Source organism: Sporosarcina luteola (assembly GCF_023715245.1).
GTDB classification, from domain to species: Bacteria; Bacillota; Bacilli; order Bacillales_A; family Planococcaceae; genus Sporosarcina; species Sporosarcina luteola_C.
This window is the reverse complement of the sequence record NZ_JAMBNV010000001.1, coordinates 1,535,571-1,554,973: the sequence shown is the minus strand read 5'-3', so window position 1 is coordinate 1,554,973 and position 19,403 is coordinate 1,535,571. Positions and strand designations below refer to the sequence as shown.

Annotated in this window: 19 protein-coding genes and 1 tRNA gene; 8 read left to right on the top strand and 12 right to left on the bottom strand. The window is 42.2% G+C overall.

Features of this window, described 5'->3' with window-relative positions; genetic code table 11:
• Positions 1-123: 123 nt before the first annotated feature.
• Positions 124-1,542: an amidase gene (locus M3152_RS07380; RefSeq protein ID WP_251694520.1), complete on the bottom strand. Its 1,419-nt coding sequence runs from the start codon at positions 1,540-1,542 to the stop codon at positions 124-126.
• A gap of 359 nt (positions 1,543-1,901) precedes the next feature.
• Between M3152_RS07380 and M3152_RS07375 the strand changes: the two genes are divergently transcribed.
• Positions 1,902-2,807 (top strand): diacylglycerol/lipid kinase family protein, encoded by a 906-nt coding sequence (locus tag M3152_RS07375; protein WP_251694519.1) that lies wholly within the window; start codon positions 1,902-1,904, stop codon positions 2,805-2,807.
• 167 nt (positions 2,808-2,974) lie between these two features.
• Entirely contained in the window at positions 2,975-4,237 is a 1,263-nt protein-coding gene (gene ilvA / locus M3152_RS07370; protein ID WP_251695274.1) for a threonine ammonia-lyase IlvA, read from the top strand.
• 42 nt (positions 4,238-4,279) lie between these two features.
• Here the strand turns inward: ilvA and dacB are convergent, their stop codons facing one another.
• The 3 genes from dacB to M3152_RS07355 all read right to left on the bottom strand — a co-directional run bounded on the left by dacB (position 4,280) and on the right by M3152_RS07355 (position 8,643).
• Positions 4,280-5,764, bottom strand: a complete 1,485-nt coding sequence (gene dacB, locus M3152_RS07365) for a D-alanyl-D-alanine carboxypeptidase/D-alanyl-D-alanine endopeptidase (protein ID WP_251694518.1) — start codon at positions 5,762-5,764, stop codon at positions 4,280-4,282.
• Between the two features lie 467 nt (positions 5,765-6,231).
• On the bottom strand, positions 6,232-7,011 hold the full coding sequence (locus M3152_RS07360; RefSeq protein ID WP_251694517.1) for an SDR family oxidoreductase: 780 nt from the start codon (positions 7,009-7,011) through the stop codon (positions 6,232-6,234).
• Positions 7,012-7,224: 213 nt separating this feature from the next.
• Complete coding sequence (locus M3152_RS07355) at positions 7,225-8,643, bottom strand: NAD-dependent succinate-semialdehyde dehydrogenase (protein WP_251694516.1); 1,419 nt, start codon at positions 8,641-8,643, stop codon at positions 7,225-7,227.
• Positions 8,644-8,820: 177 nt separating this feature from the next.
• On the opposite strand from M3152_RS07355, the gene selD reads away from it, so the two are divergent.
• Positions 8,821-9,861, top strand: a complete 1,041-nt coding sequence (selD, locus tag M3152_RS07350) for a selenide, water dikinase SelD (RefSeq protein WP_435371943.1) — start codon at positions 8,821-8,823, stop codon at positions 9,859-9,861.
• 25 nt (positions 9,862-9,886) lie between these two features.
• Complete coding sequence (gene mnmH, locus M3152_RS07345; RefSeq protein ID WP_251694514.1) at positions 9,887-10,936, top strand: tRNA 2-selenouridine(34) synthase MnmH; 1,050 nt, start codon at positions 9,887-9,889, stop codon at positions 10,934-10,936.
• A 50-nt stretch (positions 10,937-10,986) separates the two neighbouring features.
• On the opposite strand, the gene M3152_RS07340 is transcribed toward mnmH, so the two are convergent.
• The gene (locus tag M3152_RS07340; RefSeq protein ID WP_251694513.1) at positions 10,987-12,276 is read right to left on the bottom strand and encodes a purine/pyrimidine permease; all 1,290 of its coding nucleotides are present in this window, start codon (positions 12,274-12,276) and stop codon (positions 10,987-10,989) included.
• 60 nt (positions 12,277-12,336) lie between these two features.
• Positions 12,337-13,047 (bottom strand): DUF421 domain-containing protein, encoded by a 711-nt coding sequence (locus M3152_RS07335; RefSeq protein WP_251694512.1) that lies wholly within the window; start codon positions 13,045-13,047, stop codon positions 12,337-12,339.
• Positions 13,048-13,204: 157 nt separating this feature from the next.
• On the opposite strand from M3152_RS07335, the gene M3152_RS07330 reads away from it, so the two are divergent.
• Positions 13,205-13,681, top strand: a complete 477-nt coding sequence (locus tag M3152_RS07330; RefSeq protein ID WP_251624365.1) for a general stress protein — start codon at positions 13,205-13,207, stop codon at positions 13,679-13,681.
• Positions 13,682-13,729: 48 nt separating this feature from the next.
• Here the strand turns inward: M3152_RS07330 and M3152_RS07325 are convergent, their stop codons facing one another.
• From M3152_RS07325 to M3152_RS07310, 4 genes are all read right to left on the bottom strand, one after another.
• Entirely contained in the window at positions 13,730-14,278 is a 549-nt protein-coding gene (locus tag M3152_RS07325; protein WP_251694511.1) for a DUF420 domain-containing protein, read from the bottom strand.
• Positions 14,279-14,415: 137 nt separating this feature from the next.
• Positions 14,416-15,165: an amino acid ABC transporter ATP-binding protein gene (locus M3152_RS07320; RefSeq protein ID WP_285846975.1), complete on the bottom strand. Its 750-nt coding sequence runs from the start codon at positions 15,163-15,165 to the stop codon at positions 14,416-14,418.
• 52 nt (positions 15,166-15,217) lie between these two features.
• Positions 15,218-15,877: an amino acid ABC transporter permease gene (locus M3152_RS07315; protein ID WP_251694510.1), complete on the bottom strand. Its 660-nt coding sequence runs from the start codon at positions 15,875-15,877 to the stop codon at positions 15,218-15,220.
• A 65-nt stretch (positions 15,878-15,942) separates the two neighbouring features.
• Positions 15,943-16,728, bottom strand: a complete 786-nt coding sequence (locus tag M3152_RS07310; RefSeq protein WP_251694509.1) for an amino acid ABC transporter substrate-binding protein — start codon at positions 16,726-16,728, stop codon at positions 15,943-15,945.
• 223 nt (positions 16,729-16,951) lie between these two features.
• Here M3152_RS07310 and M3152_RS07305 point away from each other — a divergent pair, with 223 nt between their 5' ends.
• Entirely contained in the window at positions 16,952-17,242 is a 291-nt protein-coding gene (locus tag M3152_RS07305; RefSeq protein ID WP_251694508.1) for a hypothetical protein, read from the top strand.
• A 59-nt stretch (positions 17,243-17,301) separates the two neighbouring features.
• Here M3152_RS07305 and M3152_RS07300 read toward each other — a convergent pair.
• A tRNA-Arg gene (locus tag M3152_RS07300) sits at positions 17,302-17,374 on the bottom strand.
• A 150-nt stretch (positions 17,375-17,524) separates the two neighbouring features.
• On the opposite strand from M3152_RS07300, the gene M3152_RS07295 reads away from it, so the two are divergent.
• Positions 17,525-18,373 (top strand): MBL fold metallo-hydrolase, encoded by an 849-nt coding sequence (locus M3152_RS07295; protein WP_251694507.1) that lies wholly within the window; start codon positions 17,525-17,527, stop codon positions 18,371-18,373.
• A gap of 100 nt (positions 18,374-18,473) precedes the next feature.
• Positions 18,474-18,653 (top strand): hypothetical protein, encoded by a 180-nt coding sequence (locus M3152_RS07290; protein WP_251694506.1) that lies wholly within the window; start codon positions 18,474-18,476, stop codon positions 18,651-18,653.
• A gap of 48 nt (positions 18,654-18,701) precedes the next feature.
• On the opposite strand, the gene M3152_RS07285 is transcribed toward M3152_RS07290, so the two are convergent.
• On the bottom strand, positions 18,702-19,340 hold the full coding sequence (locus M3152_RS07285) for a Yip1 family protein (RefSeq protein ID WP_251694505.1): 639 nt from the start codon (positions 19,338-19,340) through the stop codon (positions 18,702-18,704).
• Between the last annotated feature and the right edge of the window lie 63 nt (positions 19,341-19,403).

Here is a 19,403-nt window from a genome sequence, read left to right as displayed (position 1 = left end):
TTTTCACCACCAAATTTAGAAATAAGAATTTATAACTATAATGCATTGACAAGGATGCCGATGAAGGCAGACGATAGAAAACGGATCCCCTTCCCTCGTCTGCCTTTTAATATACATATATAGTTAATCGACTCTCGAGTAACCTCCAAATTCTTTCTCAAGAAACGAACCGAGCGAAAAGATAGCATCTTCATTTCCGTTTTTGCCAATGATTTGCAGACCGATCGGCATCCCATCACGATCCTTTCCGATTGGGACAGTCAGGGAAGGAAGCCCCCATGTGTTCGCATACGCCGCAAACGGCATGTAATTCAGGAAAGTCTTTCTAATTGAAAAAATCTCTTTATAAACAATTCCATGCGGTGGGGCTGCGGTATGATACACCGGCATGACAACCAATCGTTTTGTTAAATAATCTTCCAAGAATTCATCGCCCTGATTTAGTAGATTCCCAATTTCCTCCTGTCGTTTACGTGATGGTTTGAACAGGGATGCACCGATTAAAGCCCATGAAAGATAACGATGAATATCAGAAGTCCCACTTGTCCTTTCTTTTAAATAGGCTGTAAGCGGGCTTCCCTTTCCATTCCGGAATGCTGTCTTTCTAGTCGACTCTCCTCCATCTATTGACATGATTTCCTGCCAAAGAACTGCTGATTCCTTGAGGTATGGCAAAGGTTCCCTTTCTGCCGTGTACGTATTTTTCAAGGACAGATATACGTTGTTCAATAATTTTACCGTCTCATCGGAGATCGGTAGTTCGGTAGTTCGGAATACATTAATCGAAAAATTTGCGATGTCCCGATCTTCAATATGGTGTTCCGCGATAATCGAATAGATTAGTTTTGCATCCCTTACTGTTTTGACGATCGGTCCGATTCCAAGCATCCTTTGCTGCCATGGATCTTCTACAAACGGGAAGCTGCCAACTTGGGACACTTGCCCTCTTCCAGATTTGAATCCTATGACTCCATTAAAATGACTAGGAAACCGGATGGACCCGCCTATATCGGATCCGAGTCCGGCAACCGCTGCACCTATAGCTATAGCTGCCCCTTCCCCACCGCTAGATCCACCCGCTGTTCGCCCTAGATTCCATGGATTATTTGTCCTGCCATACAATTTGTTATCCGTCTCCTGACAAAAACATAATTCCGGTGTATTTGTCTTGCCGATGATGATTGCCCCTTCAGCCTTCAACTTCCTTACAACAACGGAATCTTCTTTCTGCACGGACCCTCTTCTGCTAAGCAATCCTCCTGTCGTTTGCATTCCAACGACATCAAATGACTCTTTCATGCTTATGGGAACGCCGAACAGTGCCCCTTTTGCTTTTCCGTTCGATAATATAACATCTGCCTGTCCTGCTTGCTCCATTGCTGCGTCGAAACGTTCTTCCGCAAGGAAATTCACCGCTGGATTTTTTTCTTTCATCCGATCAATGAATATAGAAGTGACGTCAGAAACAGATATCTCTCCGTCCAGGATCATTTCCCTTATTTTGAAAGCATCTGCGCTCAGAATCGATTCTAAATTTTTCATTTCTCTCCCCACTCTCTCGAACTGCACTACTATTCTATCTATTCATTATAAAGAGAAATCCATTTTTAAACAAATGAATAAAGCCCCTCTCCTATTGGAAAGAAGCTTTACGTAATTACATAAGATTTACGAAGATGACAATAAGTATGATTAGCAACGAAATTCCTAGTGCTGCCCATTGACCGGAATCTGGCTTGTCTGGTCTACTATCCCATTTTTGCATAACTCTCTCTCTCCTTTACTCTGTACCTTTCTATACAGAATTCCCGACTTCGGGAATCCCTAAACTGACAATTCGATATTCGATTAATTACTTAGTTCGAATATGCTAAACTAGTAAGTAGAAATGGGGTAGTAAGATGTATGTATTTATCATCAATCCGACGTCTGGAAAAGGGGCGGCATTGAAGATCTGGCGTGATATCGAATCGACGCTTCTCGCAAGGAAAATCCATTATGAAGCACATATATGCGTTTCCCCGGAGTTGACAAGAACGTATATGATGGAAATATATTCATCACAATCAATTAAGGCTTTCGTTGTAGTCGGCGGGGACGGTACAGTGAGCTCTGTTCTACAACAATTGGCCGTTTGGAACATTCCATTGGCTGTTTTTCCAGCAGGCTCGGGAAATGATGTCGCTAGAAACTTCGGTTTGGTTGCCGAACCAGAGCAATTTGTCGAGTTGCTGGCTGCTGATGAAAAGATATTGGCGGATCTATTATATGTAAATGGAACCTATGGAATAACTGTAGCTGGAATCGGGATGGATGCGGAAATCGGTATAAGGGCTGATCGTTCCTTTTATAAAAGATTGCTCAATAAATTCAACCGTGGTTCCGTTGCTTATACAATTTCCGCAATCATTGAATTACTGATATTCAAGCCATTCCGAGGAAGAATTTTCGTTGATGGGAGCCTAATTCTTCAGACAGACTTATGGCTCTTTGCAGGTGGCAACTTAAAAATGTATGGGGGCGGTCTGACAATTTGTCCTTATGCAGATTATAGCGATGGATTAATAGATGCGACCATTTTACATAATGCTAAACGGTGGAAAGTTTTATCGAGACTTTTTCCCGACCTACTGAAAGGAGAACCTATAATTGCTAAAGAAGTCACCTATTTAAAGGGCAAGGAATTTATTATTGAAGGAAATCGTAAATTACCGTATGTCATTGATGGGGAAATCTTTCATGCTGATAGAATTCATCTCTCAATCCGAACAAAAGCACTGAACCTGGTCGATACATCTAAAAGTTGATTTTCTCATAAAGAAAACGCTTTCATTTTTAACTGAATAGTTCACTTTGAAGAATTCATTCAAATTCATTGTTAATTATGAACATTCTTATGTCCTTCTCCGACGTTTCATGGTAATATAATAAAATATTCATTTATGATACCGGAGGGAAAGAGCATATGACGAAAATGGCTAAAAGTGAAACGAATACCGTACAAGTGGAAGATATCCTAATCGCCAATCAATTGCTCAAAGATGTTGTGAACCATACACCTTTGCAAAAAAACGAGAGGCTATCGGAGAAATATGGCTGCAATGTTTATATTAAGCGGGAAGATCTACAATATGTACGTTCTTTCAAGTTACGCGGCGCTTACTATAAAATCAAGCGGATTGAAAAAGACGCACGCGAAAAGGGCATTGTCTGTGTAAGTGCGGGAAATCATGCGCAAGGCGTCGCCTATGCATGTGCACATCTGCAAATTAGCGGCAAAATCTTTATGCCACAAACAACGCCTAAACAGAAAGTCAACCAAGTGAAAATGTTCGGGAAAGAATTCGTTGAAATCATCCTTGTCGGCGATACGTTTGATGACTCTTCCATTCATGCAGTGAATTGCGCGGAACTGGAAGATCGGATTTTCATCCATCCTTTCGACGACAAGGATATCATTGCAGGTCAAGGGACGGTCGCTGTCGAAGTAATGAATGATATTGAGGAGCCAATCGATTATGTGTTTGCAAGCATCGGTGGCGGCGGCCTGATGGCAGGAGTCAGCACATATATTAAAAACCTTTCCCCTAAGACAAAGCTGATCGGTGTTGAGCCGGAGGGAGCAAGCAGTATGAATGCCGCCATTCAGAACGGCGCCATTATAGCTTTGGATAATATTGATAAATTTGTCGACGGCGCTGCTGTCAAATGTGTCGGTGCCCAAACGTATGAAATCTGCCGGAAGTATGTCGATGATTTTTTGAGTGTTCCAGAAGGAAAAGTCTGCACATCTATTTTAAATCTATATAATGAACATGCCATCATCGCCGAACCTGCAGGCGCTTTGCCAATAGCTGCACTCGACTTCTATAAAGAAGAAATTAAAGGGAAATCCGTCGTTTGTATCATTAGTGGCGGGAATAATGATATCGGCCGTATGCAGGAAATCAAGGAGAAGTCCCTACTGCATGAAGGTCTGCTCTATTATTTCATCATCAACTTCCCACAGCGGGCGGGGGCATTACGGCAGTTACTTGACTCAGTGTTAGGACCGGACGATGATATTACAACATTTGAATATACGAAGAAGCATAACAAGGAAAATGGACCTGGGCTTGTCGGTATTGAATTAAAACGGAAGGAAGATTATGCCGGTCTCTTGCTCCGAATGGAACAGAACGGTTTTCCATTCACCGAAGTGAATAAAGATAGCACATTATTTGAGCTTCTTATCTAATAAAAAAACCGCAAAACGGCGATACAATGCCGTCTTGCGGTTCTACTTAGTTGTCGTAGTAATGATTGTCGCTATCCGATCAATTGCCGGGAGTGCAGTTGTTTTTTGGCCTTGGGTCAGAATGCTGAAAATCAACGTTTCCCCATCTCTTGTTTCAGCATAGCCCGCCAATGAATTGACACGGTTCAAGCTACCCGTCTTGGCTACTACTTTCCCTTTTACAGCTGAACCCGTTAATCTGTTTTTCAACGTTCCGCCGACGAAGCGGTCATTCATGCCTGACACCGGCAAGCCTTGCACGAAACTGCCATACCAAGGTGCTTGTCGCGCAGCAAACAGCAATTCTGTCATTTGTGCTGATGTCACTTTATTCTTATGGGACATGCCTGATGCATCCTCAAAATTCCATTCAGTTGAACGTAACCCTACGGATTGTCCAAATTCACGCATGACCCGCAGACCTGCATTCCAGCTTCCTTCCCCATAAACTTGTTTTCCCATCGTCTTCGCCAATATTTCGGCATGTGTATTATTACTTAATTTCATAAAAGGTCTCATCAAACTTCTTAATGGCATTGACTGCCTGGAAGTGATCACTGTTGCGCTTTGAGGAACCACCCGTCTAGCCACTTTTGATGATTTGGTAAACTTGATGCCTTTTGCTGAGAGCGACTTTTTAAATACGTCCATCGTATACGCCGTCGGGTTGGAGACGGTCACCCATTCTTTCTTCCCCGCGCTTCCAAGAGGCACATTACCCGCAATGATAATAGTATTCGTTCCATGTTGACGCTTTATGGATAAGGTGTTTTTATTACCTTTCGGAACAGTGTTGCTTTTGTTGATGACTGTAATGATGCCCGTATCAGGCGTCATTGTCACTTTGGCTTTATACCCTTTTTTCGTTGGGCTGGCATTTACGATCACAGTGCCGGCATCATAATCAGAATTCGGGGATAAAGTCAATCCGGAAATCTGTGCGGCATAGTAAAACGTTTCATCACTTTTATCAATTCCGGGAGAGAGCCGTACAGAGTCAAACCAGCTGTCATCTCCAACAAGGTCCCCTGTAATTGTCTTAACCCCTTGCTTTGCCAACGTGGCGGCAAATTGATCCAAATCCTTTTTCATCAGAGTCGGATCTCCCTGCCCCCGCAAATAGAGATTGCCATTCAATACTCCTTTTGCTATTGAACCATCCGTTAGCAGATCAGTCGTGAAACGGTATTCCTCGCCAAGCGTTTCCAATGCAGCTGCGGATGTAAGAAGCTTTAATGTAGAAGCAGGTGTCACTTTGCCATCCGCATTAGCTTCGTAAATTATTTCACCCGTTGATGCCTTACGCACTGTAACGCTGCTGACGACAGATTTCTTTGAGGCGTCCGCTATGATCGCATTAATATTTTTTTCCAGTTTTTCATATTGACTTGAAGCTTGTACATGAGTTTGACCCGGAGTTACCGTGAACACAGCAGCAAACGACATAACAACGGCCATAATGAGCATGGCTGTTCTTTTGAGAACCAAATCATTTCCCCCTCTTCTTTGATGTCGATTTCAGTCTACCATTATTATCTAGGCAAATAAATAGATTTTGAGACAAAATAATTTTATTAATCAAATATCTCTAACCTAGTAATATTATATTTATAATATACATAAAGTAAAAATGACAAAAAAAGACATTCAAGTAAATCTAACGAGTTCGGTTGATTGGGAGAAAAATGCTAACAGCAAGTCAAATAACAAACGTTTTAGTATATGTTTTAGACACGGTTTTACAATAGAAAAAGCAAGCAAAAACGCACAGACATGTGCATTTATTGCTTGCCCTATTTTCTTTTTTAGGATTGCTTATTAATAAGTGATACCACTTTTAACCCGTTGATCTCCGTTACACGCGGACAGCTTTCCGCGGGAAAAGCGAAGCGTTGAGAGAATATCTTTGCACTTCGCCGCCTTTCACTCCAATCAACTAAGAAAGCACCTCAATTTTATCTTCCTACAAATCCGCCTTCTGATTTAATAACTTGACCAGTAATCCACGTAGATTCGTCACTCGCTAGAAACTTAATTAACCTTGCTGCATCTTCTGGCGTTCCAACATTTCCTGTAGGAAAAAGACGTGATAAGGACTCTTTTGTTGCTTTATTCATCCAACCAGAATCAGTCGGTCCGGGGTCAACTGAATTTACGGTAATACCAATAGGAGCAAGTCCAACAGATAATGGTTCTGTTATAGCAATTAACATACCTTTTGAAGCAATATAGGCCAGGTTATTGGGGTCTGGTCCTTTTGAGACAAGGTAAATAATTCTTCCACCACTTTTTTGCGGGAAGGCTTTCTCAAACCTTTTGGCAAATTCAGTGCTTAATAATATAGTTCCCCTATTGTTCACCATATAGTGATCATCAAGGATTTTTGCATTTAAGTTCTGAAAATCAACTAATTTGTCATAGGCAGCATTATTCACCAGTATATTTGGCGTTCCAAGGTTTTCTTCACAACAATTCAGAATGGCATTTGGTGTTTCCAATTCTGATAGATCTGCCTCCATATGTTCAGAGCGTACACCTAATTTTTTGATTCTCTCACATAATCTATTTGGAAAATCACTTTCCGATCCATTACCCTCATTCTCATCATAATATTCCCAATGTGTAAAAAAGATATCTGCACCAGCTTCCGCAAGCATTAAGCAAATTGCAGAGCCAATACCTTGGGAACGACTTGCACCAGTTACAATTGCTATTTTTCCTTTTAAAATCCCCATATTATCCCCCTCGTGGTTGCTTGCAATCTGTCCCATATATGAAAAACGAGCGTAATCCCTTATGTCGTTTTTGCGCCTATTTGCTGAACGGACAATATCGTTTCTATCGCACTCGCACCTTTTGATTGAGTGGCACTGTTAGGTTTGCCAGTATGGCCATAACAATAAGCCTCACTCTTACATTTATAGAATTTCCCCCAACTTCTCTTTTGATTATAATCCTACTGAAATATATTTGACTTCAATATATTCATCCAAGCCATGATGGCCGCCTTCGCGACCGAGGCCGCTTTGCTTGAAACCTCCGAATGGCGCTTGGGGGGTTGATGGTAGTCCGTCATTCAAACCGACAATTCCGTATTCCAATTTTTCGCTCATCCGAATGCCCCTTGAGAGATTCTCTGTAAATACATAAGCGGCCAATCCATAAATCGAATCATTCGCCCTTCTTAGCACCTCTTCTTCGGAATAAAAAGTTGTAATAGGAGCGACAGGACCGAACGTTTCTTCCTTCATGCAAACCATATTATCATTCACATTGAGTAAAATGGTCGGTTCGTAAAACAGGCCATCCTTCCTTGAGCCACCGACAGCTATTTTTGCGCCTTTTGAAAGTGCGTCAACTACGTGGGATTGTACTTTACGGATTGCTTCTTCATCGATAAGCGGACCGATTGCAACCCCTTCATCCATTCCGTTTCCGACTTTCAATTGTTTTACCCGTTCAACCAACTTCCGTGAAAATTCCTCTGCAATCGTTTCATGAACGTAAATGCGATTCGCGCATACGCATGTTTGGCCGGCATTCCTGAACTTGGCAGCAACGACTCCCTCAACGGCTTTATCGATATCACAATCTTCCATGACGATTGCCGGGGCATGGCCTCCGAGTTCCAGTGAAATTTTCTTCACCGTATCCGAAGCCCCCCGCATAAACAATTTCCCTACCTCGGTTGAACCGGTGAATGTCAGCTTACGTACACGAGTATCCTGCAGCCAAGCATCGCCAATTGCACTCGCCTCCCCTGTGACTACGTTAATGACACCAGCGGGAATGCCTGCTTCCAATGCCAACTGTGCCAATCGGATTGCGGTAATCGGTGTCTGTTCGGCCGGTTTGATGACAACTGTGCAACCTGCGGCAAGCGCCGGTCCGACTTTTCTTGTAATCATCGCTGCAGGGAAATTCCAAGGCGTGATGACAGCTGTTACACCCACCGGTTGTTTATGGATGAATATCCGTTTCCCTGTATGGCTTGAAGGTATCATTTCACCATAAATACGCTTTGCTTCCTCCGCATACCAAGAAATAAATCCATTTGCGTACTTTATTTCGCCCTTTGCCTCTGATAGCGGTTTCCCTTGCTCCTCCGTCATCGTGTGCGCAAGGTCTTCCATATGCATATCAATCAACTCATGCCATTTCACCAACAATGAACTCCGATCATATGCGGAAAGAGCGGACCATTTTTGAAATGCATCATATGCTGCATCCACAGCTAAAATGGCTTCTTTCGCCCCTCCCTGAGGAACGGTTGCAATCGATTCTCCAGTTGCAGGATTAATGACATCAATTGTCTTAAGGTCTTTGCCGACTTCTTTTCCGTCGATAACCATCGAAAAAGTATTCATCTCTTAACCTCCTCATATTTCTTTATACAAATGTACCACTAATATTTATTCAATTCCCGCCCAATGGGTTGGATTTAGAGGAAGCATTATTGCAAACTTGGCACACTATACGTATGTATCCAGTGTGCTAAACTATTTAATAACTAATCTTGAAAGGCGGAATAGCTGATGAATACAATTAATTCTGTAAAACTTACCTCACTTACATCAAAAGGGGGGTGCGGCTGTAAAATTGGTCCCGCCGACCTATCACAGGTTCTTCAATCTCTTCCCCCTGCCGCCTTTGATCCCAACCTTCTAGTCGGTCTTGATACGAGTGACGATGCCGGCGTTTATAAACTTACTGATGATATTGCAATCGTGCAAACGCTTAACTTTTTCACTCCAATTGTCGACAATCCTTATGATTTCGGGCAAATTGCTGCAACGAATGCAATTAGTGATGTATACGCAATGGGCGGGAAGCCAATAACTGCTCTTAATATCGTGGCATTTCCAATTTCAAAGTTGGACAAGAACATCCTTACCGATATTTTACGCGGGGCCGGTGACAAGTTAAGAGAAGCCGGTGTCACACTTGTCGGTGGACATTCCATTGACGATCAAGAACCTAAATTTGGATTAGCAGTAACAGGCGCTGTCCATCCTGATCACATACGTACAAATGCTGGTGCAAAAGCAGGCGACAAGTTGGTATTGACGAAACCGATTGGAGTAGGGATTTATACAACTTCATTAAAACATGGCGCACTTTCAGTTGAGGAAATAACACAAGTAACCTCAATTATGACGACTCTGAACAAGACAGCGGCAGAAGTGATGTCCGCCTATGAGGTTCATGGAGCTACCGATGTCACCGGATTCGGTTTGCTAGGGCATGCGACTGAAATGGCTAAAGCAAGTAATGCGGGCATACGGATTTTCTATGAGCAAGTACCTGTCCTTCCCCGCACGAAAGAGCTTGCAGAAGAAGGAAGGATTCCAGGAGGCACGAAAAGCAACTATGCCCATGTTGCTGATTCGGTCACCTACTCCGAGAAACTTGATCAATTGGACCGTTATATTTTGTGTGACGCAGTGACTTCAGGTGGTCTCCTCATTGCAGTATCGGCTAATGAAGCCGATCAGCTAGTTGACGAGATGACTGCAAACGGCGTCAACGCAACCATAATCGGAGAAGTTACGGGCGAACATCCAGGAAAGATTACTGTTGAATGACCCTTATAATAGAAGGTGAAAAACGTTGATTAGAGATATTAGTTTACAAGACCTATTTTCATCAATGGAGAGAGAGCCACATACTATCATTGATGTCCGATCTCCATCCGAGTTTAGCGAAGCGACAATTCCAGGCAGTATAAACATCCCTGTCTTTACCGATGAGGAACGGGCAGAAATTGGTACTCTTTATAAACAGGTCAGCAAAGAAGCTGCTAATGAACGGGGACTGGAGATTTTCGCAGCTAAACTTCCTTCTTTCATTCGACAATTTAAAATGATAGATACTCCTAAGACTGTCTTTTGCTGGCGCGGCGGTATGCGAAGCAAAACAGCCGCAACCGTCCTTGATTTAATGGGCATCCAAGCAAATCGGTTAAGCGGCGGAATCCGGACATATCGCCAATGGGTTGTAAAGGAATTGGAAAAGGAAGTTTTTACACCGAAACTGATCGTATTGAATGGATATACCGGATCAGGCAAGACTGTTCTATTGAAACGGCTCGCTGATGAAGGTCATCCTTCCATCAATCTGGAACAGCTCGCAGGACATCGAGGTTCCATCTTCGGTCAAATCGGGCTTGTGCCGAATAACCAAAAAAAATTCGATTCATTGCTAATTCATGAACTGCTAAAGGTGAAGGAAGAAGCTTTCGTTTATATCGAAGGTGAAAGTAAACGGATTGGCAAAGTACTGATCCCCTCTTTCCTATTTAACAAAAAGGAAAATGGAATCCATGTATTCATCAACCTACCACTCGAGCAACGGGTTACTAACATTTTGGCTGATTATAATCCATGGGAAGTCGGAGAGAAGTTCGTTGAAGCGTTTAATCTAATCAAACGACGCATCCATGTACCGATCGCAAAAGAGATCGAAGAAAATTTGGACGAAGGAAAGTTCAAGGCGGCAGTTACGCTATTGCTTGAATACTACTACGATCCCCGCTATGAGCACTCAACGACAAAACATCCATATGAAAATGACTTTGTCATCTATGCCGATTCCATTGACGATGCTTATGAGCAATTATTGCAGTTGAATCATTCCATCGAGGTTATGAAATCAAAATAACAGGCTGTCAATCGCTTTTTCAAGTGATTGACAGCCTTTTCCCTGCGCCATTATACTCTGCTCCGTTCATTCCACAGATAGAATTGTTCCATTATGATTGCAATGATTGTGCCGATAATGAGACCGTTTGATAAAACGGCCGCAAGGGCATTCGGCAGATCTGACATGCTTTCCTGCGGGATGAACATGATACCTATGCCAATCATCAGTCCGACGGCTGTCACCTTATAGGCACGTTCCTGTTTCGGCTCGGCAGCAAGTTCACGGAATGCCATTTCCACCATTTTCGTAAAAATGGCAAATGTGACGGCATATGCAACCGGTGCAGGCAAAACAGCAAAAACCGACATGATTGATGGAATGAGCGTTATTAGTACAACGAGAACACTGCCAGTAATGAACGGTATAAGTGTAGCCATCCTTGTCGCTCCTACAAATCCTGCCGCACCGGAAATCGGAACAGGTCCGATGGCCGAAAAAAATCCCGCGAATAGATGATTGATCCCGGAAGCGATTGCCCCCTGCTTCATTCGATCCGGCGGAGTGATCGAAAAAGATTGCTTAAGCAAACTTTCCATTACCCGGATGGACGCCATCATATTCGCAATCAGCAAAAGCGTGATAAAACCTGCAGTGATGAACATGCCGCTATCCCAAACCGGCTTCCCGTACACAAATAGATCAGGAAAACTTATCCATTGTCCAACCTCAAGCTTTACACTATCTGCCTTACCGATAAGAAGAAAAAGAATCCAACCGAAGCCGATTGACAATAGAACGGAATATCTGGAGACCCAAGAAAATTTATTGTTCATTGTCATGAACGTTACAAGTAAGACTGCAAAACTCCCAAGGAATAAAAGACCGTCGATCTTATCCCCTACGCTGTCAACACCTACCATCCCTTTAAGGAAAGTACCGCTTAACTGCAAAGTGAGAAGCATTAAATATGTAAATGTAACTGACGGCGTGAATAGATTTTTCATTTTCGTTATCAATCCACTAATCGCCAATATAATAAAAAGGACGCCGCTGACTAGCATTCCACTTTGCAAGGCTTGCAGGGCGTCCCGGGCCGTAGGATATGCAATGCTTACCATTCCTGCGTAAACGACGAAAATACCCCACCATAATCCTGCTGGTCCTTCATTGATTGGCAGTCGATGCCCTATAAAGGCTTGAATGAGGCATGCAATTCCAAGTACAAAAATCGTACGCTGAATGAAAAGCGCGGTTTCGGCAGTTTCCATTCCAAACAAATGGGCAATCGCAATAGGAGCCGCAATAGAGGATGCGATTAAAAAAACCGCCCATTGCATCCCTCCGACAACTGTTTTCATAACTTGCACCTCTTATCAGAAATCCATCTGGTTCCAATTTCGAATGGTTATTATAATCGTTCAGCTTGGCTGATGTCCATTCAACTCTATAGTATCAGCAAATCCTTTAATGTAGAACCCGTCAGTTTCTGACCATTCACAGTAAAGTATCTCAGCCACATGATCATATCCTTTCGCACCGATCCCTTCCTGCAGCCATTCGCTGGATTTACCAATGGCGTTCAGGACTTCCGATTTCACTTCACCATTATCGATGAGCAACACACTCGGTTCCTCTTCCTTCTTTTCGATTCCCAAATCATCAGCTACGACTGACTTATATTTTGCGAACGTATTAATAGAAACTTGGCCTCCTGGTTCAATGTACATGTCGCGGACTTCCCTCAAGGAAAATATCCCTTGTTGACGAAGCATTGTTCGAACCTGCTCCATTTCCAATTGATTTTTCTTAAACGCTTTCCGATGAATTTTTCCGTTTGAAATTAATTGATCGGGCTCCCCTTTTAGAAGAATACGCAATCGATTGAATTTGAGCACCAACTTTTCAACTGTGAATATAGCTGCAGCCCATACAGTAACTGCAAACAGAAACATCCATATCGTGATTTTTTCGTCATATAAAGTTTCTTCAAGTAGACCACCAAACATTATCAAATAGATGATGTCATACGGAGTCATTTCAGCCAAATGCTTCTTGCCTAACAGCCGAATGACAGCCATTAAAGCTATCAATCCTATAATAAGTTTCATTCCATTTAGTAGATAATCCATATCTCTCCCTCCTATTACTCCTGTTAGTTACCCGATTAGCTATGGTTTAAATCTATAAAGTTGCTGTTAAAACCTTCATGTTTGAAAATGATAGGTTCGGGTATTTTCTAGAATAGCAATTCGCTAGAACAAAATTATTTTCAGGAGGAGTTTTTAAATGGTACAACGACATGTAGTAGGTTATTATGACAACGAATCGGAAGCTGTTGCTGCAATTGAAGAGTTGAAACGACAAGGTTACACTTCTAATGATATTTCCATCCTTAGTAAGGACAGAGATCATGTAGATTACATTGAGGAACAAACAGGAACGCATGCTGCAGATGGTGCTGCTACAGGTGCAGCAACTGGCGGCTTGCTCGGTGGACTAGGTGGAGTTTTAGCAGGTATCGGAGCGCTTGCAATTCCTGGTATCGGGCCGATCATTGCTGCGGGACCGATTGTAGCAGGAATTACCGGTGCTGCTGCAGGAGCGGGAGTCGGCGGACTTGCCGGCGCATTGATCGGGATGGGCATTCCGGAAGAGGAAGCGCATCGCTATAATGATTATTTCAATGAAGGTAAGATTCTTGTGTTAGTAGATGGTGAGTATAGAGATACACGTTTGGACTATCCAGATCGACCACTCATTTAAACGTTAGAAAAGGCTGTTCCCTAGTAATGGGAGCAGCCTTTTTACATGTTAATAATATGGAGAGATCAGAATATAAACGAGAACACCGGTAAAGCTGACATATAACCAGATCGGCATTGTCCATCTCACTATTTTACGATGACGCTCATACTCCCTGTTCCAAGCCCTTGCCACACTCGTTAATGCGAGTGGAACAATTGCAGCTGCAAGTATTATATGGGTGATGAGTACAAAATAATAGATCCCTGCCAAGATGCCGCTCCCGCCATATGGAGTGGATGGCGCCAAATAATGAAAAGCGACATATGTGACGAGGAATAAAGCGGTCGTACAAAATGCGGCATAAATGAATTTCTTATGGACACCCACATTTCTTTTCTTTATGGCAATGAGGGCTCCGACTAAGAATAGGAAAGTGAAGCTATTTAATATGGCATTTATCAAAGGAAGGATGGTAACATCAAACGCATCGAAATCCTCCACCCCTTGCCTGCCTGATAAAAGTCCGATAACGCCTATTAAAACAATTGATAAAATGATGATAGCCGGCCGGTAATTTCTTTTTTCGAACGGCTTTTCTTCAGTGGATTGAATCATTAAAACATCTCCTTAATCACTACATTTCTATCCGTAGTGTACCATAATTATCGCACTATGAACCCTACTTCACATTGTTGTCGAAATGTAAAAAAACAGCCGGGCTACTTTCCCGACTGTATCGTGGAACCGGCTGTTCATTTGGACAGTGTACGATATAAAAATGCTTTTGTCCTTTCCATTTGTGGATTACTTAATAAATCTACGGGACTTCCAGATTCGACGATTTCCCCTTTATCCATGAAGATGGCTTTGTTAGCAACCTCTTTTGCAAATTCCATTTCATGTGTGACAACAACCATTGTCATATCTTCTTGAGCAAGGTCCTTCATGACACGAAGCACTTCCCCCGTCAATTCCGGATCAAGAGCCGATGTTGGTTCATCGAATAGGAGAACTTCAGGCTTCCTCATTAAGGCACGGGCAATGGCCACCCTTTGTTTCTGGCCTCCCGAAAGCTTGGACGGCAATACATCAGCCTTATCTGACAGCCCGACTTTCGACAACAACTCCATGCTCAATTCACGGGTTTGTTCCGCGCTTCCCTTTTTCAATAGCTTTGGTGCCAGTTCCAGGTTTTCCAATACAGTCAAGTGCGGAAACAGATTGAAATGTTGAAACACCATCCCCATTTCGGAAGTAATCTCTTTCAATTGCTGAGGTTTTGAATAAATGCCATCCTTAACAATATAATTTCCATTAACTGAAATACTTCCCCCATCCAACTCCTCTAAATGGACAAGACTTCTGAGCATCGTACTTTTCCCCGATCCGGATGGACCGATGACAGCGATGACATCGTTTTTATTCACTTCAAAACTAATCTGCTTAAGCACTTCAAGCGGACCGAATGATTTTTTTATGTTTTCCACTTTAAGAATTGGCATTCTATACACTCCTCATTTAAATCACGAATAATTTCAGATGGATAGGTTTAAATTAATCAAACCGTAAACGTCTCTCCAACCATTTGAAGAACAGAGTCAAACACAATGTAATTATTAAATAGATGACTCCTGCCAGCAAAAATGGTGTTATTGTGAAGTCACGGTTGACCGCTGTTTGTGCAAAATGCAACAGTTCAGGGACCGCTACTGCATAGAGTAAAGCCGTATCCTTCACCAAAGTGACAGACTCATTCGCCACTGCGGGCAACGCGATGCGGAACATTTGAGGGAATACAACTTTTCGCATTGTCTGCCATCTATTCAATCCGAGCACTTTCGCCGCTTCGAACTGACCTTTGTCGATAGCAAGGAGACCGCCGCGGAAAATTTCCGCGAAATAAGCTGCGTAATTCAAAATGAATCCTAAACATGCTGCGGTAAACCGGTCAAGAACCAGATATTCCCCGATGACCGGAATAAGCGGCAAACCGAAAACAATGAACAGGAGCTGCAGCAAGAGCGGCGTTCCCCGCATCAAATAAATATATGCATTCGCTAAATAAGCTAACGGTTTGATGGAACTTCTGACAATCAAAGTCAGTAGGAAGCCAAGCGGGATTGAGACGATGATGGCTATTAGGAATAATAGGACTGTCGCTCGGGCTCCTTCGAGCATTGGTATTAAAATGGAAATAAAATAGTCTATAGACATACGTAATGACTCCTTCTAAAAAGCAAAACAGGTTTTCTTATCGAAAACCCGGCATGCTCGATTCATTATTTAAGTACTTTATCTTCCCCGAACCATTTCGTGGAGATTTTTGCAGCACTGCCGTCTTCATTCATTTTATCAAGAGCGTTTTGAAGCTTTTCAAGCAATTCTTCGTTGCCTTTTTTCACACCTACTCCATATTCCTCAGGCGCTAAGGACTCGTCCAATACTTTATATGCGCCTTCCTTTATGGACATATAATAATCAATGACAACTTCGTCAATGATGACCGCGTCAACACGGCCAGATTTCAAGTCAGAAAGCGCAAGAACATTATCCGAATATTCGGAGACGGACTTGATTTCAGAACGGATTGGATTTGCGTTCAGAGCGTCCGCTGCTGAGGAAAGACCTTGCAGACCTACTTTTTTCCCAGATAGGTCTTTTAGAGCTGCAATATCGGAATTTGCTAACGTTGCTACAACTTGCGCGTTTTTTAAATAAGGTTTTGTAAAAAGAACTTTTCCTTTTCGTTCATCCGTGATTGTATACCCATTCCAGATCAAATCAATTCGTCCACTGCTTAATTCCGTTTCTTTTGTTTTCCAATCAATCGGCTGGAATTTCACTTCCATACCCATATGCTCCGCTGCTGCCTCAGCATATTCAATATCAAATCCAGTGAGTTTATTGTTATCATCCCGGAAACCCATTGGAGCGAATTTATCATCTACACCGATGACAAGAACATCTTTTCCGCCTGACTTTCCGGTTGTTTTGGAATTCCCGCAACCTGTTACGACGAGCAATGCAATTATTGATAGGATGAATAGCGTCAAATACTTCTTCATTGATCTCTCTCCTTTTAGTAAACTCGCTTTAACACTTTAGTCTGTTAACGTATTAATAATATACCATGCTTTACTGATAAAGAAAACCCTTTTATTAATTTACAGAATTTTCTTGTTCAGTCATTCGCCATTAATATATGAATAGGAAACGTTTGGATCCTGTCTAAAAAGGCAATTGAACAATATAGAACTACGCTAGAAATAATAAAGGAGGATGTTCTTAATGGAGAAAGATTATATGGATGAAAAACACCTGAAGGGAAAAGAAGAGCCCGATTTTAAAAACGAATATGTGGAAAACAGCATGCGGAATGAAGCGAGCTTAGACCAGCTGCCTCCCACAGGAATCAACGAAAGTTATGAGTCTAATAAGGAGCCAAATGGACTTGATCCTGAAACCATTTTTGAAAAAGGGTACTCATTTCAAGAAACGCCTGAGGAGATTCGTTCCCAAAAGATGAATCAATTCGGGAAAGAACCGAATGGCATTAATCCTGATGATAGAAAATCGTAAATCTAAAGAGGTTGCCCGGGAATCAGTTTACACTGACTTTCAGGCAACCTCTTTTGTAACGTCCCAGGCAGGAATCGAACCTGCGACCCTCAGCTTAGGAGGCTGATGCTCTATCCCCTGAGCTACTGAGACAAATAATAATACCTTTCTATTATAAAGAGTAGAACAGCTAAGGGCAATATATTTGTTTCTTTGATTTCTAGTTAGTCGTATGACAAAGTTTTTTATACACATATTAGGGTATAAAAGAAATTGATTATTTAACTGAGGAGGTTTGGACGTATGGATAGAAGTTCTTCTACCGAGAGATTTCAACCGATGACATCGGTGATGAGTGGACAAGGAGTAGAAGTCGCTCCTGATTTGTACTGTTATACAATTCAAATTGTAAACGTCATCTTTTACGGATTTGCTGGCGAAGGTAATGATTGGGTTCTGATTGATGCGGGAATGCCGAAATCGGCTGAAAAGATAAAGGAAGAAGCTGAAAAGAGATTCGGTAAAAATAATCCGCCTAAAGCAATCATCCTGACTCATGCACATTTCGATCACATCGGTGGTTTGATTGATCTATTGGAAATTTGGGATGTACCTGTATATGCGCATGAGTTGGAGCTTCCTTATATTACTGGGCATAAGAATTACCCGGAACCTGACACGACTGTAGAAGGAGGAATGGTTGCAAAGCTATCATTCATGTTTCCTCATGAAGGTATAGACATCGGCTCAAGAGCACATGAGTTGTCTATTGACCATACAGTTCCCTTCATGCCTGATTGGAAATGGATTCATACACCTGGACATTCTGAGGGGCATATATCCTTATTTCGCAATGAAGATCATGCAATGATTGTCGGAGATGCTTTCGTTACAGTAAAACAGGATGAACTCTATAAAGTGTTTACTCAAGAAAAGGAAATTGGTGGCCCGCCCCGCTATTTGACTCCTAATTGGGAAACAGCAGAACAATCCGTCGAAATTTTAGCTGCGTTACGGCCGGAAATTGCTATTACGGGGCACGGTGTCCCTGTCCGAGGACAATGGTTGCATGAGAATTTAGATCGTTTGGCGTCAGACTTTCAAGCGATTGCAGTGCCGGATCATGGGAAGTATGTCGACGATTCCAACTAACATCTGATGTCACTGACCCTACTCCATCTTCTTAGTTCCTTTTCATATTTACAGACATAACAGGCAAACTAAGTAAAAGATGAGTGAGGAGGTCACTGTATTGGACAGAGTCGAACGACGAATTACTAAACGGAACGAAGTCGAAATGCTTAAAAAAAAGTATGCAGATCGATTCCATGAATTTGCCACTTTGGGCGATTACAAAGAAGCAATGGTCGAAGCTTATAGGAAGTCGAAACGAGAGCAAATAGAAGACGATGAATCTACGACGAACCAATAACAAAGACGTCTCTCTGTCGTAAATGACAAAGAGACGTCTTTTTCATTTTCAAAATAATGTTGGAGCTGTCAATCCAATCATAACGAGCAAGATGACAACAAGGATTAGAATTGGCAGGATGACGGCCAAGGTGGCTTTCCATGCTGAAAATCGATGAACTTCAGCGATTGCCGCTATTAGGACAATCAACGACCAAATTCCTACAATGAAGTTGACGATTAATGAAATCATTGACCACCCTAATTGTCCAATTGAGAAATCATAATCACTTGAGAAATTGCCCTGCCCTAAAATAAGCAGATCAGGTATCCAAATAAGGCCTCCAATGACAATAATAATGCTGGAAACTGTAAATGCCCTCCGCGTTTCCTCAAATGTTCCCAATCCACCCAGCATCAGTGAAAAAGCATGGTAGATACCTGATGCGATATAAAGGCCAATCACGCCTATGACCGGTCCAGCAAGTAATGCCACTAATAGAACAGCTGCAATATTCCAGTTCTCAAATAGCTCATTACCCGTTGCTTGATCGAGAAAGTGTATAACGCCCGTAATTGCAGCAATCATAAGAACAAAACTTCCGTTTTTATAATCCATAACATATTGGACTGTCTGTCTCGGGTGAAGCCATACGGATGTCCACGGGTTTACTAGTTGACCTGAAGCTTCATTTTCATTATTTTGCATAGCTAACCCCACTCTCCATTACTCTTTTTCTAATCTCTACACATACATACGTATGGCAATTGA

Bases quoted from the DNA above. Each gene is read 5' to 3' on its own strand.
- M3152_RS07380 (WP_251694520.1), bottom strand. From the start codon at position 1,542: ATGAAAAATTTAGAATCGATTCTGAGCGCAGATGCTTTCAAAATAAGG.
- M3152_RS07375 (WP_251694519.1), top strand. From the start codon at position 1,902: ATGTATGTATTTATCATCAATCCGACGTCTGGAAAAGGGGCGGCATTG.
- ilvA (WP_251695274.1), top strand. From the start codon at position 2,975: ATGGCTAAAAGTGAAACGAATACCGTACAAGTGGAAGATATCCTAATC.
- M3152_RS07360 (WP_251694517.1), bottom strand. From the start codon at position 7,011: ATGGGGATTTTAAAAGGAAAAATAGCAATTGTAACTGGTGCAAGTCGT.
- M3152_RS07355 (WP_251694516.1), bottom strand. From the start codon at position 8,643: ATGAATACTTTTTCGATGGTTATCGACGGAAAAGAAGTCGGCAAAGAC.
- M3152_RS07340 (WP_251694513.1), bottom strand. From the start codon at position 12,276: ATGAAAACAGTTGTCGGAGGGATGCAATGGGCGGTTTTTTTAATCGCA.
- M3152_RS07335 (WP_251694512.1), bottom strand. From the start codon at position 13,047: ATGGATTATCTACTAAATGGAATGAAACTTATTATAGGATTGATAGCT.
- M3152_RS07330 (WP_251624365.1), top strand. From the start codon at position 13,205: ATGGTACAACGACATGTAGTAGGTTATTATGACAACGAATCGGAAGCT.
- M3152_RS07325 (WP_251694511.1), bottom strand. From the start codon at position 14,278: ATGATTCAATCCACTGAAGAAAAGCCGTTCGAAAAAAGAAATTACCGG.
- M3152_RS07320 (WP_285846975.1), bottom strand. From the start codon at position 15,165: ATGCCAATTCTTAAAGTGGAAAACATAAAAAAATCATTCGGTCCGCTT.
- M3152_RS07315 (WP_251694510.1), bottom strand. From the start codon at position 15,877: ATGTCTATAGACTATTTTATTTCCATTTTAATACCAATGCTCGAAGGA.
- M3152_RS07310 (WP_251694509.1), bottom strand. From the start codon at position 16,728: ATGAAGAAGTATTTGACGCTATTCATCCTATCAATAATTGCATTGCTC.
- M3152_RS07305 (WP_251694508.1), top strand. From the start codon at position 16,952: ATGGAGAAAGATTATATGGATGAAAAACACCTGAAGGGAAAAGAAGAG.
- M3152_RS07295 (WP_251694507.1), top strand. From the start codon at position 17,525: ATGGATAGAAGTTCTTCTACCGAGAGATTTCAACCGATGACATCGGTG.
- M3152_RS07285 (WP_251694505.1), bottom strand. From the start codon at position 19,340: ATGCAAAATAATGAAAATGAAGCTTCAGGTCAACTAGTAAACCCGTGG.